Raw genomic sequence first — 16,889 nt, forward strand, 5'->3', positions numbered from 1 at the left:
CATTCTAGTGCATACGGATAGCAAAGGCCACACCATATCCAAGTTCTGTGAATTCAAAACAGCTCATATTAGGACGAGATTGTACTTCCTGTTGCCAAACATTAATAAGTTGTGGATGGGATGGGTGGGCTATGTCATCGAAAACAATTGCACCTCCGATGCGAAGCCGAGGCAAGACGTTACGAATATCCATAGTTGCTCCTTCAGGAGAGTGATCACCGTCTACGGTGATGAGGTCAAATGTTTGCTGAGGGTTGGCTGCAAAATATGCAGGCACTGTTTCTTGAGAGTTTCCACTGACGAGGTTAAGTTTTCCCTTATGGTTAAGGCGAAGTAGTTGATCGCGAACGAACTCTGGACCTGGATTTTCCATTCCTGCATAGTCTTGAATCCACATATCAAATCCAACGATATCTACTTCTGGACAGCAAGAAGCAACCATTGCCATGCTTCTTCCTTGGCGAACTCCTATCTCCAGGTAATTTTTTACATCAAGAGATTTTGATAAATGGTATAAAACAGTACATATGTCTGCATATCTCCAATTTTCTTTGAAATTTTCAATTCCTTTTTTTATAAATTCATTTAAAAAAATTATATAATCATCTTTTTGTATTTTATTTAATATATTACATACATTTTTATATATATTTATATCAAATAGCCCAGATGCGAATGTTTGTGATCCTGCAATGGCTGGATGGTACCATTGTTTTTGTGCAAAAAATGTATTTTTTATGTTGTATATTGCTTTTATTTTGATATCTTTATTTTTTTTACCTATAATATTTACTATTTTTGATATATCTAATCCAAATTTTATTCTTGCTTCACGATTTTTTGCAATAGCATCTAATTCTCGTTGAGTTCCTATCGTTGAATTCAACTTGTCAAGATTTGCTTCTATTGCTTGTGCAAGAGCAAAAGGGTTGCCCGCCTGAAAGGAAATTCCGTATGGAGGATTTTGTTCCTTATGTACCGGTATATCCGAGTAGATAATAGTCTTTCCAAACATTCGTGCGTCTTCAACGACAGTGCTCCAACCTTCAAAAAGAGATGGTTGAACAACAGCCATAGATGCTCGAAGAAGTTGTATTTGATCTGTCCTATCGATGAGCCCGAGAATTTGAATTTGTTGAGAAAGATTATTTTGCTCTATATATTCTTTTAATGAATTAAAGTAATTGAGGTCTCGATGATCTTCGGTTGATCCTGTGCATACGAGATTTATATAAATATTTTTCTTTTTAAGAATATTTATAGCTTTAAATAGTGATAGATGATCTTTGTGTTTCCAAAACTGGTTGCAACAAATAATGTATTTGTTATTGATATGAAATTTTTTTAAAGTAGAAGAAGCATCCATTTGAATCCATTTATCATCTAATGATGATACGAATCTAAGTATATATGTAGGACATTGTGGGAAAAAAAATTTTTGAAAATCGTTGAGTGCAGATTGGCTGCTTAAAATAACTGCATTTTTTTGACATGCTAAATATGAAAAATATTTTTCTCTCCATTGAATATCTTCATTTGAGAAAAAATGAGGAAGGTATTTGTGTTGGAAATCTGGTATCCAGAATGCTCGCGCTGGATTTGCAGATACTCCTGGATCTTCTGCAGGGAAAGGATATAGAACATCAACATCATCCATGGATACACCAGGGACAAAAGGACGGATGTCATCTGCAAGATGAAGTATGCTTTGATACTGTCCAAGATGATCGATTTGCTCTGGGAGGACAAAAAAGACCATACGCAGACGGTGGGAAGGAGGAAGTGTTCCTATGGCAAGGACGATGTTTTTGAGATAATTGGGGCCACCAGTCCAGCCATCGCTGCCCCATTGAATGATTAATCCGAGAGTAGTGGACATTTCCATCTCCTTTGCATGGGTATTTACCCTGCGGTATATATTCCATTATCGCTGCGCACACTCCATGAGATACCACTGGGCGAATCTGCCCACCCCTTGTTCAAGCGATAATTTGGGAAAGAAACCTTGAGTCCGCAACAGTGAAATATCTGCTTCCATGTATTGGGGATCTCCTTCTCGAATCTTTCCATTGAAGCGCAGAGAAATATTTTTTCCAAGTTGTTTGATAAGTAATTGAGCAAGATATCGGACAGATATTTGTTTCCCTGAGGCTACATTTATGGCGATATTTTTGACTTCGTTCGTAATCAATATTTTTACTGCTTGTGCAAGATCGTATATATGGATAAAGTCTCGCGTTTCATCTCCGGTTCCGAAGAGCTCTATAGTTTCAGATTGCGATTTCTGCGCTATATCCCATAAAAGTTGTTTGCGAATTCCTTCGCCGTAACATGAAAAAATACGTAGAATTAAGTAATTCTGACTATATAATTCATGATACTGACGAATGATATTTTCGCTGTGCATTTTATGGTATCCATAGGGAGAAATGGGACGGAGCGGAGTTGCCTCAGTGATGGGAAGGCATTGTGCGTTTCCATATACAGCTGCGCTGGACGGAAAAATGAAGTCTGCTTTGATACCAGATGTCCGTATAGCATCAAGCACATGAGCTACCAATCTGGGGCCAGCATCAAAATCTGCTGTAGGGTTTTCTGTAGAAAATGGAACAGACCCGTATCCAGCGCAGTGTACTACAACATTAGGTTTCCATTTTTTTAGTATTTTATTAAAATTGATGTCAGGTAGTTCTAGCTTTTTATAGTCTTCAAGTGTGTTTTTAGTTTTACTAGATCTGCCTATGCCAAAAACACGAAATGAAGATATTAGCATTTTTGCTATATTAGATCCTATAAATCCGTTAACTCCAGTTATCAATATGGATTTTTTCATCATAACTCCATCAGTATTTTTCGACATATTTTCGATTTATATTTTATTTTTATATGGAATATCCGCCGCCAACAATTGGGTTGACTTTTTTAGTTTTTGCATTTTTCTTGAGTATAAGAGCGTATTCTTCGCGGGAGGGAACTGTATGCTTATCTCTTGATTCGAGTAATTCTTGAATGTGTTCTTTTCCATGAACCTTAATCCATGTGTTCGATGCAAAGTCAAATATCTTTATGATGTGTGCTGGAGCGCCTGCGACAACGCAAAATGGAGGGATGCTATGAGTGACAACGGAATTAGCTCCTATAACACACCCCCTCCCTACGACGACATTCCCAGAAATAACAGTATTTATTCCTAGCCAACAGTTTTCCTCTATCACGAGCTTTCCGGCTGTTGCCCCTTGATCCATGTATGGCATTATGATGTCACTATATACATGATCTGCGTCAGATACAAAAACTCGTGGTGCGAATAAGCAGTAATCACCTATTTCTACATATCCTCCGGAAGAGATCATGGAATTGCGTCCAATGAGAACACAAGATCCAATATGGATATGTTTTTTATCGTCACGATGACAAACATTGATCCATGTACTTTCTCCTATGCAAGACCCTTGTCCTATAGTAATGTTTTTTATGCCGATAATTTGAATTCCATTTCCAAAACTTACTCCAGGAAATATACTTGTGAAATTTATATGCATAATTTTAATATATTATAAATTTCATATATGTTTTGTGATATAGCTTTTTCAATATGGAAAACACGTACAGTCATATCTTGGAAGAGCAAACGGTGACGCCATATCTTTTGTTGAGACGTCTCGGTGCTCCACTGAGAGACAGTAGTGAATTCCATATTCTTGAAGTAGAGCAATGGTGGTTTCGCTGTAGCTTATGGCTCCACCATCCTCTTCTATGGTCCATGCCACCAGTGTCTTGCCGCCTACATTCCGTAGATTTTTTCCGGGGATTCTCTTGGATCCCCCTCGTGCAGTGATCAGGCCCAATAATCGCACTCTAGCTTTCCTTTGGGACAATTTGGATAAGAGTAAATAAGATTCAGCAATGCCTATGTCATGGCTCTCCTCACCCCCGCCGCGCCCCCCTGTCAGGCAATCCTCTCGCCAAGTCGGCAGGACCGAAGTCGGCTGACCTGTCTCCCGGCTCAGTGCATCCAGGCTCTCGCCGTACGCAGCCGTAGGACCACTTCCTGCTTCCGTTTTGCTGACCAACGTTTGGGCAACTTCTTCTCGTTCATGGACACCTCCTGTCGCACTTATTCCGCAACCAATTATGTGTCCAGTTTATTCGGGAGACTACCCATTGAGTTCTTATTGAAATTTCGATCAGGATCCATATTCTGGTCCTTCAAGGAAATGTGCTTGCGAATGATCCGGTCTAGTTCCTCAACTCTACGTTCCATGGAATGGTCTTTTAAGCATCTTTCCTGCCCTTTGGCAGCAATTTCTTCTCTTTTTTTAGGATTTGCTAGATAATAATCTAATTTATCAATTAGCTCTTTGCGATCATTGAATGTTTCAACTTCTTTACCGATGTCAAAATATTTCGAAATGTTTACAAAATGTTCCGTCAGCAAAAAAACACCACTGCCGGTTGCCTCGAAAATTCGCATGTTAGCGGTATCTTTGCCTCCAATATCAATTTTAGAATTCTTTTCAGGATCAACAATATAATGGTCCGCTCTGGAGTCAAAGGCAATTCTACCTTGACGCAAGGCTTTGTACATTTCGATGCCGTAAACCGGCGGAGCAAGATGCTGTTTTAGAACAACGGGAATCTGGTTCTGCTCTCCTGTCAGATGCAGTGCGCATTTAAATCCTTTGGTATTTGCCGTCTTGGCGATTTGCCGGAGATAATATCCTCGCTTGGCATGCTGGTTTAGGGTATACTGGCCAATAAAAACAATGTCCTTTGATGGCTTAATATCTTTGATTCGATCGGCAATGGATGTAGGAAAGCCAGGGATAAACAACTCACCGTGCTTGGCCCCCCGTTGCACAGCCAAATCCAGGAGAGGTCTTAGGCTGGACAGCATGACGTCGAAGCCGGACCAGTCGATATTGTGCGGAAATGTAGCCGCTCTCCAGCCAAGGATCAGATTAGGCTTATGACTCAGTTTGCGGACAAACGTGCCGCTAAACCCAATAGGATCATTCAAATAGAGGATATCCGGCTCATACTCCTCAATCTGCTTTCTTGTAATTTCCTCAATCCAATTATCTGTCTGTAATGTGTAACTGCTATTTTCCTTAAGCCATTGAAATTGTGCTTGAGGACAATTAGCAATGACAAGGCGAGATTCATAGCCTACTTGATGCATGTAAGGCGCAAACATATGCACTGCGCCAAATGCATCGGTAATTAATACATCTATCTGATCTTGAAAAGATGCTTTGTGAAGTAATTTGAATCTTGAATAAATAGATTTAATATGTTGTGGGTAAAATGTATGGATTTGAAGAAAACGCATATTATTTTCTCGTGTCCAGATTCAACACTTTTTAAAATTGGAGTTAGGAATCATGAGCGACTTCACGGAGGCAATCCAACAATTAATTCGCAATCACGCATAAAGGTTCACGTTGCGGAAGCAATCTCAAGATAGACTTTTGCTAGATCATGACGGCATTTGGATTTCATTCTTTTGGACTGAGTCATAAGCCAGTCACGTCGGGTATTCCTTGCTTCGTCGGTCTGCCAAGAAGATTTACCCGGATTCGCACATCTCAACTCTCCTCCACGGGAAATCAACCACTTTGCCGCATTCACATAGCAAGTATCGTCAACAGTTCCCGCCATGGCCCTGTTCCTGAGTGCCTCAACACCTCTCCATGCCCCCTCTCTGCCGCCCCTGCAGTGATCATACCCATGGTCCTGGTGTACTGCCGTGATGAAGGCTGTTCCGTCAATGATCGGAATTTCGTCTTCAAAAGGTCTTTTTACTAGCCAGTTGTCCCAGGCCGTGCGTCCCAGGGCGAAGGGGGGCATACCACGCCAAAGGCCGCGGGGGTGGATGAAGTAGTCCAGGCCTGTTTCGGGGTGCAGGAAGCCATTTTCCTGGATATCTTTGCTGAGCGTCTCCATCCACTCAGGTGAATGGAAATCAATCTCCTCCCAGACAGGCAAGTCCCATCTCCGGCCGATGACCAAAAATTCGGGAAACTGCTCGACCACTTTTTGAGCAGCTGCCTGGAAGTTATTCATCAGGATGATGTCGGCGTTGACATAGGCCAGGATGTCGTTTTCTGCTGCGTCCCATGCCTTTCTGAAGATATCATCTACCAGAGGCGTGCCGAATTCGTTGGTGGCAATATCCGGGATATGCCGTGCTCCCACCTCCAGGGCCATTTCCCGGACCCCAAAATCATTGCCCATCAGGATGATCTCCGGCTTCGGGTCAAGGCAGGCCCAGCTGCGAATGGCGTTTTTCTGAATTACGGCCTCGTGTCCCTTGAACGCCTTGGGCACGGCAAATATGGTCAGGCCCTTGCGGCCGGTCATCCGGACCTTGGGGCGGCCCACCCTCTGTTCCAGGTCATCCGCCAGACGATTGGCGCGCCAGCCCTCTTTGCCTCCCTGCCGGGCCAGTTGCGCCAATTTATACGCGTCATCTAGTTGCCCGAGCCGGGCCTGGCACACAGCCAGGGCAAAGCAAGCGGACTGGCTGGGTTCCTTGTTGATCAGGTCGACCAGGATTCGGACGCATTCCTGGAGTTGCCCTTGCTGATAAAGCCTGGCCACCTTGGGCAGGATGTGGGAGGCTAGGGGTTCATTGGCTCTCAATGCCAGGGGGTTGTATTCGATAACGCCGTATTCTCGTTCATTATGGTCACACCGGGCTGGCTGTTGATTATTATGCTGTTCTTTGTCCCAGGGAAACCATACATGCTTGCCCCCAGGAACAAAACCGAGATCAATGCCGCGGGAGTTGACGAACTCCATCAGCGGCCAAACCTCTCGAAATCCCATGAAGGAGCCCCCCTTGTGATACGGGGCGTAGTGACCCGTGAAGCACTGGAGCTCATCGATTTGGCCGAGGAGGAACTTGTCGAAATATTCTTCCACATTGTTCGGCCCAAGCCGCTCCTGGGAAAACCAGATGTCGTCAACAACCACAAGGCTGTCTTTGGGTAGGTGGGGGAGCGCGTTTTTCAGCACGTGCCGCATGATGGGAACATTGGCCAGGTCGTGGGCGTCAACGAAAAACAGGACGCGATCCCTGTCGGACCAGAGGGTCTTGAAATCCATGGATAGGATGTTCTGCTCATGGAAGGTGATGCGGGATGTAACCACCGGGAAGTGCTCATTGGCTTTCCAAAAAGCTTTGAATGAGAGATCCACGGCGTGTATTCGAGCATTGGGCACGGCCAATGTCCATGCCCTGGTGGACATGCCGCAGAGAGTGCCGAGTTCGACGATGATCGTGGGGGCGACTCCCCGGGCAAGCGCGGTCAAGGACTCCAAAGATTCGGCTGATTGATCGCGATAGTAGAGCCTGTTCTCAATGATGGAAATGAGGCTTATCCAATGGGAATACGGCAATGGTGCAGGAATGCTTCCGATAGGCTTTGAAATCGAACTTTTCAAAGTCATGTCTGGCGTGGTTCCAGGGTAGTTCATTTCGACAGGGTCGATGCTTTCAGCCTTGGTGTCCGATTTCTTCGGGATCTGTCCATTATTTTTTTTGTAGAAGAAGGCATCACTTTCGGATATTTTTCTAAACTCATACCCCCAAGACGTAAGTAATTTAACAATTTCATCGGTATGATATCCGAATTGGGCGGTATTTCGTTCATCGAATTCTAGTAGAATCCGGGGAAAAGTGCTGCGTATAAGCTCCTCGCCGCCAAGCAAAACCGGCAATTCACAACCCTCTGTATCGATTTTTATCAGATCAACGTGAGAAATTTTTTTCCATTTTGCAACGTTGTCTAACGTATCCATCGGAACTGATATTTCATGCCAACTCCCAAATCGTTGCGGTAGCCCAATGCATGACAGCCCAGAATCCGTCCCCGTTGTAGGGATTTTAAGTTTCACCGTACCAGTTCTGTCGGAAAGCGCTATAGGAATTGTCTGAATATTATTCTGTAGTGCATTGAGTGCAATGTTGTTTTTTAATATCCGGTAAGCTTCAGGGTTTGGTTCAAAGGCGTAACCTTTTATCGATCTGTTAAGTACTGGAAGCAGGCAATAGAGGCCCGTATTCGCTCCGATGTCGAGTATGACTGGGCTTTTAATACTTTTAGCCTGATCATAAAAGAACTTTAGCGTTTCGGGATCCCATGGTCGAGGCATGCCTGTGTCAGGATCCTTGCCTTGCCATGCCCCTCCTATTTTGGTGGCAGTTAGATCGATTTTCACTTTTGCACCTAATAACAAATGCGCTTCGATTATTTGTATCTGTGGATGAGTCGAAGTTTGCATGATAGCGTGCTCCGTGTGACGTAGTGATTGAATGAAGATTATTCTTTGTCAAGCTTTGCATTTATACACATGTGCCAGCCAGCTGTTTTTTCCAATATGCGGAATACAAGTTTTGGCAGAACGGCGAAGTACCAGACTTTTTTATATTTATGTTGTTTGTACTGCTGAATAGAGTATGGAAATATATGGTCCACAATTATTCTTGTGACTGTAAACCCATGCAAGAGATCCTTCACGCTCTTGCGTGAGTAGGTATAGGTCACTGGGCATCCGGTTTGAGCCTCGGAGTATTTGGCCACCAGCTCATCAAGCTTCCAGAATGCGCCCTTGCCATATTTCAACAATATCCACAGTACCTTCCATGAGTATCGGTTGTAGACCATTATTTTGAGTTCGCTTTGCGAGCCCATGTACTTGTGGATTTCACGGATCACGTTTTCGGGATGGGGCGTATGGTGGATGACGCCGAAGGAATAGACGAGGTCGTAGGTCTCTACTGGTACGTATTCGGAGAGGCGTTCGGCGTTGGCCTGGATAAAGGTGATGCTGCTCTGCAGTCCGAGGACTTCGGCCCGTTTGCGCGCCACTTGTAACGATTCGTCCGACAGATCCACCGCCGTCACCATGGCCCCGGCCCGGGCGAAGTTCATGGTGTCCGTGCCGATGCCGCAGCCGATCTCCAGCACCTTTTTGCCCTTCCAGCGTTCGAATTCCGCGAAGCGTGGAATGTGCGGCTCGACAAAATACTTTCTGGATTCCACTTCATCGAAATATTCCCGAGTCCCCAAAGGCTTGGTGGAGTGCCGGATATTGCAGGGTCGGGCATTCCAGTAGGCGCGGACGTCTTCAATGCTTTTTCCCGCGAATTGGCGCAAAGCAGATTCCATTTATGTTCCTCCTAAATCCGTGGCTCCCAGGCCCAAGGCCAGATACGAGAACCGATGAAGAAGCGTTCCTCGTGCAATACGCCAGCAATCTAGTAGCCAAGGGTCCGGACCTGCCGCCTGCTCTAGACGCGACCAATCCAGAGATGCGTATTCCGGCCATTGCGTCATCATGGCCACGATTCTGGCACCTTCGACTGCCTGATATGGTGACGCGCAAAGCTTGCCAAGCTCGGCCAGTTCCTGACTGGAAAGCTTCACGGCCAAGGGATCGTGCAGTCGCAGTACATAACCGACCTCTGCCAGGCGATGGGCCAAAATGACTGCCGGCGATTCCTCGACAATATGGGTGCCCGGCTTGTAGGCTAGCCCCAGCAGGGCCACGGGCCCTGGCTGGGCCACAAGTTTCGTGATTGTGGCGAACAGACGGTCGACAACATCGTCATTGACCTGTGTTACGGCGGGGCTCAAACGTAGGGCAAGGCCTTTGGATGCGGCATAGTGTTGTAGGGCTCTGTTGTCCCGGGGGAAGCATGGTCCGCCGAAACCCAGCCCCCCCTTGAGGTATTTCGGGCCGATGCGGCTGTCTGCGCCAAGAGCGGCGGTCACCGTATCCACATCTGCTCCTGGAGTTGCGCCACAAAGCGCGGCCAGCTCATTGGCAAAGCTGATCTTCATGGTCACGAAGCAATTCAAGGAGATCTTGGCGATTTCCGCATTGATCAGGTTCATGACCGCGTATTGAGGTGAACTCTCGACCATGGATGCGTACAGATCGCGGACTGTGTTTCCGGAATATACATCCGATGCGCCGATCAAGACCATGTCCGGATGCAGGAAATCACGAATCACGGAACCCAGGGAAATAAATTCCGGGTTGTAGACCAGTCCGAAATCCTTGCCGCAGGTTTTTCCGGTCAGGCCCTCCAAGAGGGGACGAAAAACCCTATCGCAAGTGCCGGGCATGACTGTGGAGACAATATCTATGATGTGAAAGCCGTCCTTTTCCTTGAGCGTCGGCCCCAGCTCCTTCAGGACAGCTTCAAGATAGACGTTGGAAAAAGCGCCGTCCGAGTTGCTGGGCGTGGGGACGATGATCAGTGTCACCTCTGCTTCATGGATGGCTTTGGCGTAGTCCGTCGTGAAAATCATGTTCGCCTGGGCAGTATCTAGCAGTTCAGGTAGTCCGGATTCCGCAATGGGACATGTGCCGGCATGGAGTTCGGCAATGTGGCCGGGATTGTTGTCCACTCCGACAACCCGGTGCCCTTTCGCGGCAAAACAGGCCGCCGTACACAGCCCGAGTTTTCCAAGACCAATGACCGAGATGTTCATGAAATACACTGCCCCGTATGTTAAAAAGTTCTGATAAAATGGAGGATTATCAGATCCTTCTAGATGAATTTGTAGGTCATACTGTCATTCAGGATGACCTGCTCGTAGATCTGGTTGTGTGGCTGATATGTGCAGCGCGGACATTCTGTCTCCACATCAACGAGATCGTGAATCCTCCAGTGATCCTTGTTACCCCAGACCTGGTCGATCCTGGAAACATCCTCGCAATCCGTCAGCAGCTCCAGCTTGCTGTCTCCCCTGCGGTCGCAACACAAGCTCATGACGTAACTGTCCGCGGGTGAATCTTTGCGGGAGGGGGGAGAGATGACTGCGGTCATGAACACGGCATGGCACTTGTGGAAACAGTTTGATCGCTCGAACTGATCGTTGAACTTGTGGGTAATGCCGTAGACGCCGAAGGTGTCGTCATCCAGTTCCTGGGCCTTGGCCAACTGCTCATTGAACAGGGCCACGTCGTCATCGGAAAAGCGGATTTTCTCGTTGGTTCCAATCTTGTCCCAGGGGGTTCCTGCAGGGCGGATATGGATATTCTTACAGCCGATCTCCTTGGCCAGCTTGGCCGCCTCAAAGAGCTCGCCGATATTGTCCTTGTAGAGGAGATATTTGAAGCTGACCCCATAGGAGGGATGCTTCATGCCCAACTTGGTGTTGTGCCGTCTGGAATAGTCCGTCAGCAGGGCGATATTCTCGATGACCTTTTCGAACACCTGTTTGTTCGGGTTCAGCCCCTTCAAGGCATGAAACGTCTTGGACGACCCGGCATCCACGGATACCCCCACCCAGGTGCATTGAGACAGGGGATCAATAGCATCCATGATCTGCGACCCATTGGTGACGATCCCAACCTCGACGCCATTGGAAATCACTTTGTCGATGAACGCAGGTGTCTCCGGATTAAGCAGTGGCTCTCCGCCTCCGGCAATGCAGATGGCCTTGACTCCACAATTATCAAAATGTCTCTCTCCCCAGCGGGGCAGAAAATCGGCAAGTTCCGAGAGCACTTTCCCGGAAAGCTTGCAATTGCGGTGCGTGCGGATATATTCGGCATTGCACCATACGCAATTGAAATTGCAGATATTGGTGGGATCAACCGTGATCAGGACAGGAGGGGGAATAGGCCGGCCTCGCTTGATCTGCCGCCACCGTTCCACATGGACCAACAGTTTGTAGCTGTTAAACGGATTCCACCGCTTCTGCGCGGTCCACTCCTTAATCTTGCAGGGCTGGGACTTTTTCACGAAGTCTAGGATGTTAGGTGCTGATTGGAGCATGTTGAGCCTCACAGGGTTGTCTTGTCATAGGCGCATGCAGTTTATGATCACGTAGAAATAACCCTTTCTTGAGCTCTTGACATGATGGGATCGGTCCAGTTTGTTGAATTTTCAATCCGTTGCGGGTCAAACGCGACATGTGAACCTAATAAATCCATTTCGCCTGTATCGTTTTTTGGTAAGTTCCGCTATTTTACCAGTTTTTGCGTGTGACGCAATTTGGCTAGGTGGCACACAGTCATTTCTCCCTATGCTCACACCGTGCCCCGCCCCAGCACAGAACAACATTTTGACATCCCTGGGCGGCGATCGAAACTGGCAGATATACTTGATCATTTTTAGGGCATGGATTGCCTGGTTTGAGGTTTTTCAATAATTTTTGCAAATTTCGGGCCGAAATGAGTTGCTCTCGGTTGCCCAAAATACATTTCTCAAACTGCTTTTGTTTGTGCAGAAGCGGATTATCCAGGGCACCCTGGATCCGTGAAGTTGTTGTATTGGTAACAAGGTGAATAAGGCCTTCTTGCGCATGGGAATGCTTGTCCACAATATGTGCTCAAGGTCATTTCCCAGGATACGGTCATGGAGATGGCTCTGGGATTGAAGAAAGCCGCTCGGCGCAGGATCAAGACGGCGATGATTTCCGTGATCTTGATGTCATGCCAGTTGGTTAGTCACGCTCGGGGATTGGTCGTGCAGCTGGGGGATTCTGATGCCTAGCATCGCTGTTTTGGTGGGTTGTTTCAACGGCTCAATCTAGGGTAGCTCCAGCAATATAGAAATTTTGATCAGCAAAGTTGTCTTGGTATTTCATTGAGTTACCCCCGCCACGCCCCTTGATGGGTCACGAACCACGCGTAGGTCTTTTGGAGTCCTTCCTCAAAGCCAATGACAGGACGCCAGCCTAGGGCGGTGATGCGCGAAATATCGAGGAGTTTGCGCGGGGTGCCGTCTGGCTTGGAGGTGTCAAAAATCAGACGGCCATCAAATCCGGTGATGCGGGCCAGCATTTGCGCCAACTCCTGGATGGGGCAATCTTTGCCGGTCCCCACGTTGAGATGGCATTTTCCGGGCGGGATATGGGCCTGCCAGGTGGCTGCCGGCAGTTCCATGACAAAGCGGCAGGCGGCGGCCAGGTCGTCCACGTGGAGAAATTCCCGTCGCGGGGTCCCGCTTCCCCAGATGGTCACCGTGGGGGTTCCGGCGCGTGCGGCCTCGTGGAAGCGGCGCATGAGGGCGGGGATGACGTGGGCGTCTTGGGGATGGAAATTGTCTCCTGGCCCGTAGAGGTTGGTGGGCATGAGGCAGCGGTAATCCCGGCCGTACTGACGGTTATAGCTTTCGCAGAGCGTGATGCCTGCGATCTTGGCCACGGCGTAGGGTTCGTTGGTGGCTTCCAGGGGGCCGGAGAGGAGCGCTTCTTCGGGGATGGGTTGGGGGGCGAACTTCGGGTAGATGCACGAAGATCCCAAAAAAAGGAGCTGTTGCACGTCGGCCATGTGGGCGGCATGGATGACGTTGCATTGGATCATCAGATTTTCATAGATGAACTGTGCCGGGTACGTACTATTGGCGAGGATGCCTCCCACCTTGGCTGCAGCGAGATAGATCTGGTCAATGCGCTCGTGGGCAAAAAAGGCGCGGACTGCATGCTGGTCTGTAAGATCGAGCTCGGCATGGGTGCGGGTGATGATCTCGCAATCTCCATGGGACTCAAGCTCGCGAACGATGGCTGCGCCGACCATCCCCCGATGTCCGGCTACGTAGATGCGTTGGCTACTCATGGCGGCAGAACACCTGAAAACCTGAATCCATGCACAGTTTGTCCTTGAGGGCGAGCTCCAGATCCGCCTGCACCATCTCGGTGACCAATTCCTCGAAGGAGATTTGCGGGGTCCAGCCGAGTTGCTCTTTGGCCTTGGAAGGGTCGCCGAGCAGGGTATCCACCTCGGTGGGCCGGAAATAGCGTGGATCCACGGCCACCACACAAGTCCCTACGGCGGGACGGAGCCCGTGCCATGGGGCATCGATGGGGTGCAGGCGGGCGATGATGCCTTGCTCGTCGATACCGCTTCCTTGCCAGTGAATCTCCATGCCCAATACCGCAAAGGCCCGTTCTGCGAACTCCCGCACCGAGTGCTGCTCTCCAGTGGCGATGATGTAGTCGTCGGGCTGTTCTTGCTGGAGCATCATCCATTGCATGCGCACGAAGTCTTTGGCGTGCCCCCAGTCGCGACGGGCATCGAGGTTCCCCAAATAGAGACAGTCTTGCAGCCCCAAGGCGATGCGGGTGGCGGCGCGGGTGATTTTGCGGGTGACGAAGGTTTCGCCGCGGATGGGGGACTCGTGGTTGAAGAGGATGCCGTTGACGGCATACATGCCATAGGCCTCGCGGTAATTGACGGTGATCCAGTAGGCGTAGAGCTTGGCCACACCGTAGGGGCTGCGCGGATAGAACGGGGTGGTTTCCGTTTGCGGGGTCTGGCGCACCTTGCCAAAGAGCTCGCTGGTGGACGCCTGGTAGAAGCGGGTGTGGTCCTTGAGATTCAGGATGCGCAGCGCTTCCAGCAGTCGGAGGGTACCCAGCGCATCGGCATTGGCCGTGTATTCCGGGGTCTCGAAGGATACCTGGACGTGCGACTGGGCACCGAGGTTGTAGATTTCGTGCGGTTGGACCTCTTGAATGACGCGGATGAGGTTGGTGGCGTCGGTGAGGTCGCCGTAGTGGAGGATGAAGCGGCGATCCGGGGCGTGGGGGTCCTGGTAGAGATGGTCCACGCGGTCGGTGTTGAAGAGGGATGCCCGGCGCTTGATGCCGTGGACCTCGTAGCCTTTTTCCAGCAAAAACTCGGCGAGATAGGCGCCGTCTTGGCCGGTGATGCCGGTGATGAGTGCTCGTTTCATGATCCCTTCCTTAGGTTCGCAGCCCTCTCTGCAAATGGCGAGCCACGTTCAGGGTCACAGGCCGTTTTCGTCCCAGATCCCTCCGTATACTTCCACAGTGGAAGTCACCTGGGGGATGAGGTCCAGGAGGAGGCTGGGATCGAAGCCTTTGGGCAGCGGCGTGGTCCAGAAGTCCGGGGGAGCGTCGGGAAAGAAGCTCATGCCTGCCTGGATGGCCATGTAGGTGCCGAGGCGCAGGAGCATGCGCACGTGGTCTGCGTCCGGCGGTGGGGAGAGGAGGTTTTCCGTGCAGTGCACGGCGAGTTCGGGAAAGTACCAGGCCCGCAGGAGGTTTGCCCCGGCCAGGGTGTGATCCCATCCGCCAAAGAGCTGCTGCTGGCGCTCCATGAGTTCGGGCATGGAGGCGGGCGGCGGGGTGAGCATCTGGCCGAAGGCGTCGGGAAAATTGTGCAGCAGGACGAGAAAGCCGATGGTATGGAGCGCCGCCAGCGGCGTCAGTACGGCGAATTCCTCTTGGGTGAGGCGGAAGTATGGGCCAAGGTGCATCTGCAGCAGTTCCACCGCCACGGATGTCCCCAGGCTTTGGGCCCACAGCTGGCGGAGGATGGTTTCGTGCTCGGGGTTTGGACTTGAGAAGGCGTCGTGCAGCACCGTAAAGTAGAAAATCTTTTGGAATTCTTTGCGTCCCATGCGGATGATGGCGTCCTGCACATCGGTGATGGGGCGCAGGGGCATGAGGAACGGGGAGTTGGCATAGGCGAGCACGCGGCCGGTGAGCACCGGGTCGAGGCGGACGATGGCGGCGATCTCCGCGATTTCACTCTCCTCGCGGCCCAGGGCCTGGATGAGTTCCAGGGCTGTTGGGCGCATGGCCGGCAGGTGCAAATCCAGGGCGGCAGGGATGAGGATGCTCATGGCCGTGCTCCAAGGCTGATGAACCAGGCGTTCCCCTGTTGCCAGAGGGGCATACGTCCGCTTTGGCGACGGTGCCGGGTGAAGTCTTGGCGGCAATTGCGGGAAAAATCAATGCTGCGCTGCAGGGGGATGGAACCGCGGGCGCCGTGCCAGAAGTGTGGCCCCCACCAGGGCGGTGCACGGGGCCACGAGCACCATGCCAAAGCTCCCAACCACGGTGCGCAGGACCTCGGCCGCCACGTAGGTGCTGTTCATGATGACTGCAAGGGGGATGCCCTGGGCCATGAGCAGCATGAGCAGGGCCGTGGCCGTGCCGGAATAGGCAAGAAGCAGGGTGGTGGTCATGGTCCCCACCACGGCTTGGCCCACGCGCAGCCCGGAACGCAAGAGCTGGCCGAAGGTGAGGGCGGGGTTGGCGGCAGCCACCTCGGCCATGCTGGTGGCCACGTCCATGGCCAGGTCCATGACCGCGCCGGAGCAGGCCAGAAAGATGGCGGCAAGGAAGATTTGGGTCAGGTCGAGGTGCCCCAAGCCCATGTGGAGCAAGGTCTCGGAGAAAGGAAGCACGCTGCCGTGCACCCGGAAGGCGGCGCCAAAAAGGAGCGCCATGGCGCAGGTGGTCAGGATCCCCAAAAGCGATCCCAGAAAGGCTACGGCCCCCCGGCGGGAAAGCCCGGCCACGAGGAAGATGATGGCCGCCAGGAGTACCGTGGTGACCAGGAGGGTCACGAAAATGGGGTCCCAGCCGGAAAGCAGTGCCGGCACCAGGAGTTTCCAGAGGGCATAGGCGGAAAACACGAAAGAAAGGAGCGCCTTGGCCCCGGTCCAGCCGGCAAAGACAATGAGCGCCAGGGCAAAGAGGCCAAAGAGCGCAAGCTCCACGTCGAGGCGGTAGAAGTCGTGGGCCACGGCCACACTGATGTCGCCCTGGTCATCGAGGGTGAGCACCGTCAGGACGCGGTCACCCACGTGGAAGCGCTTGTCGAGCTCGAGCTTGCCGAGGATTTCGTTATGGGCGGTGACTGTTCGGCCGGCAAAGGGGCCGTCGAGAAGCTCCACGGTCACGGACTGGATGCCTGTGGTCACGGGCCCGAGAGTGCGGACCCGGCTGTCATCGGTGGCAATGACCTTGCCCTGGCTGCGGAGGCTTCGGGCCGGGCCGCGGGAGTCGAACCCCGTGGGCAGGAGGTGGAGCACCAGGGTTGCCAGGGTGATGACCAGACAGAAGAGGGAGTCACGGCGGGTGGAGCGCATGGGATGGCAGGCGGGC

Annotated in this window: 14 protein-coding genes and 1 pseudogene; 1 reads left to right on the top strand and 14 read right to left on the bottom strand. The window is 50.6% G+C overall.

Going from position 1 to position 16,889, the window contains the following annotated elements; genetic code table 11:
• Positions 1–4: 4 nt before the first annotated feature.
• From QMF81_RS05225 to QMF81_RS05270, 10 genes are all read right to left on the bottom strand, one after another.
• The gene (locus tag QMF81_RS05225; protein ID WP_281752700.1) at positions 5–1,879 is read right to left on the bottom strand and encodes a class I SAM-dependent methyltransferase; all 1,875 of its coding nucleotides are present in this window, start codon (positions 1,877–1,879) and stop codon (positions 5–7) included.
• A 45-nt stretch (positions 1,880–1,924) separates the two neighbouring features.
• Positions 1,925–2,836 carry an NAD-dependent epimerase/dehydratase family protein gene (locus tag QMF81_RS05230; RefSeq protein WP_281752702.1) on the bottom strand — a complete coding sequence of 304 codons (912 nt, stop codon included), beginning with the start codon at positions 2,834–2,836 and terminating at the stop codon, positions 1,925–1,927.
• Between the two features lie 46 nt (positions 2,837–2,882).
• Positions 2,883–3,353, bottom strand: a complete 471-nt coding sequence (locus QMF81_RS05235) for an acyltransferase (protein WP_281752704.1) — start codon at positions 3,351–3,353, stop codon at positions 2,883–2,885.
• A 237-nt stretch (positions 3,354–3,590) separates the two neighbouring features.
• Positions 3,591–3,857 carry a hypothetical protein gene (locus tag QMF81_RS05240; RefSeq protein WP_281752706.1) on the bottom strand — a complete coding sequence of 89 codons (267 nt, stop codon included), beginning with the start codon at positions 3,855–3,857 and terminating at the stop codon, positions 3,591–3,593.
• 275 nt (positions 3,858–4,132) lie between these two features.
• Positions 4,133–5,332, bottom strand: coding sequence for a glycosyltransferase (locus QMF81_RS05245; protein WP_281752708.1), 1,200 nt, complete (start codon positions 5,330–5,332; stop codon positions 4,133–4,135).
• 107 nt (positions 5,333–5,439) lie between these two features.
• On the bottom strand, positions 5,440–8,289 hold the full coding sequence (locus QMF81_RS05250) for an FkbM family methyltransferase (RefSeq protein ID WP_281752710.1): 2,850 nt from the start codon (positions 8,287–8,289) through the stop codon (positions 5,440–5,442).
• Between the two features lie 38 nt (positions 8,290–8,327).
• A complete protein-coding gene (locus QMF81_RS05255; RefSeq protein WP_281752712.1) occupies positions 8,328–9,176 on the bottom strand; it encodes a class I SAM-dependent methyltransferase in 849 nt (282 codons plus the stop codon).
• Positions 9,177–10,508 carry a nucleotide sugar dehydrogenase gene (locus QMF81_RS05260; protein WP_281752714.1) on the bottom strand — a complete coding sequence of 444 codons (1,332 nt, stop codon included), beginning with the start codon at positions 10,506–10,508 and terminating at the stop codon, positions 9,177–9,179. It lies immediately after the preceding gene.
• A 59-nt stretch (positions 10,509–10,567) separates the two neighbouring features.
• On the bottom strand, positions 10,568–11,767 hold the full coding sequence (locus tag QMF81_RS05265) for a radical SAM protein (RefSeq protein WP_281752716.1): 1,200 nt from the start codon (positions 11,765–11,767) through the stop codon (positions 10,568–10,570).
• A gap of 271 nt (positions 11,768–12,038) precedes the next feature.
• Entirely contained in the window at positions 12,039–12,347 is a 309-nt protein-coding gene (locus QMF81_RS05270; RefSeq protein ID WP_281752719.1) for a hypothetical protein, read from the bottom strand.
• On the opposite strand from QMF81_RS05270, the pseudogene QMF81_RS05275 reads away from it, so the two are divergent.
• Positions 12,306–12,520 (top strand): annotated as a pseudogene (locus QMF81_RS05275) (IS1380 family transposase); the annotation flags it as partial. The gene QMF81_RS05270 and the pseudogene QMF81_RS05275 sit on opposite strands and share 42 nt — an antisense overlap.
• 98 nt (positions 12,521–12,618) lie before the next feature.
• Here QMF81_RS05275 and QMF81_RS05280 read toward each other — a convergent pair.
• The 4 genes from QMF81_RS05280 to QMF81_RS05295 all read right to left on the bottom strand — a co-directional run bounded on the left by QMF81_RS05280 (position 12,619) and on the right by QMF81_RS05295 (position 16,873).
• Positions 12,619–13,584: a GDP-L-fucose synthase gene (locus QMF81_RS05280; RefSeq protein WP_281752721.1), complete on the bottom strand. Its 966-nt coding sequence runs from the start codon at positions 13,582–13,584 to the stop codon at positions 12,619–12,621.
• Complete coding sequence (gmd, locus tag QMF81_RS05285; RefSeq protein ID WP_281752723.1) at positions 13,577–14,704, bottom strand: GDP-mannose 4,6-dehydratase; 1,128 nt, start codon at positions 14,702–14,704, stop codon at positions 13,577–13,579. Before gmd ends, QMF81_RS05280 begins: the two co-directional genes overlap by 8 nt.
• 54 nt (positions 14,705–14,758) lie before the next feature.
• A complete protein-coding gene (locus QMF81_RS05290; protein WP_281752725.1) occupies positions 14,759–15,619 on the bottom strand; it encodes an HDOD domain-containing protein in 861 nt (286 codons plus the stop codon).
• A gap of 108 nt (positions 15,620–15,727) precedes the next feature.
• Positions 15,728–16,873 carry a YibE/F family protein gene (locus tag QMF81_RS05295; RefSeq protein WP_281752726.1) on the bottom strand — a complete coding sequence of 382 codons (1,146 nt, stop codon included), beginning with the start codon at positions 16,871–16,873 and terminating at the stop codon, positions 15,728–15,730.
• Between the last annotated feature and the right edge of the window lie 16 nt (positions 16,874–16,889).

This window comes from Thermodesulfomicrobium sp. WS, assembly GCF_027925145.1.
Classification (GTDB): Bacteria; Desulfobacterota; Desulfovibrionia; order Desulfovibrionales; family Desulfomicrobiaceae; genus Thermodesulfomicrobium.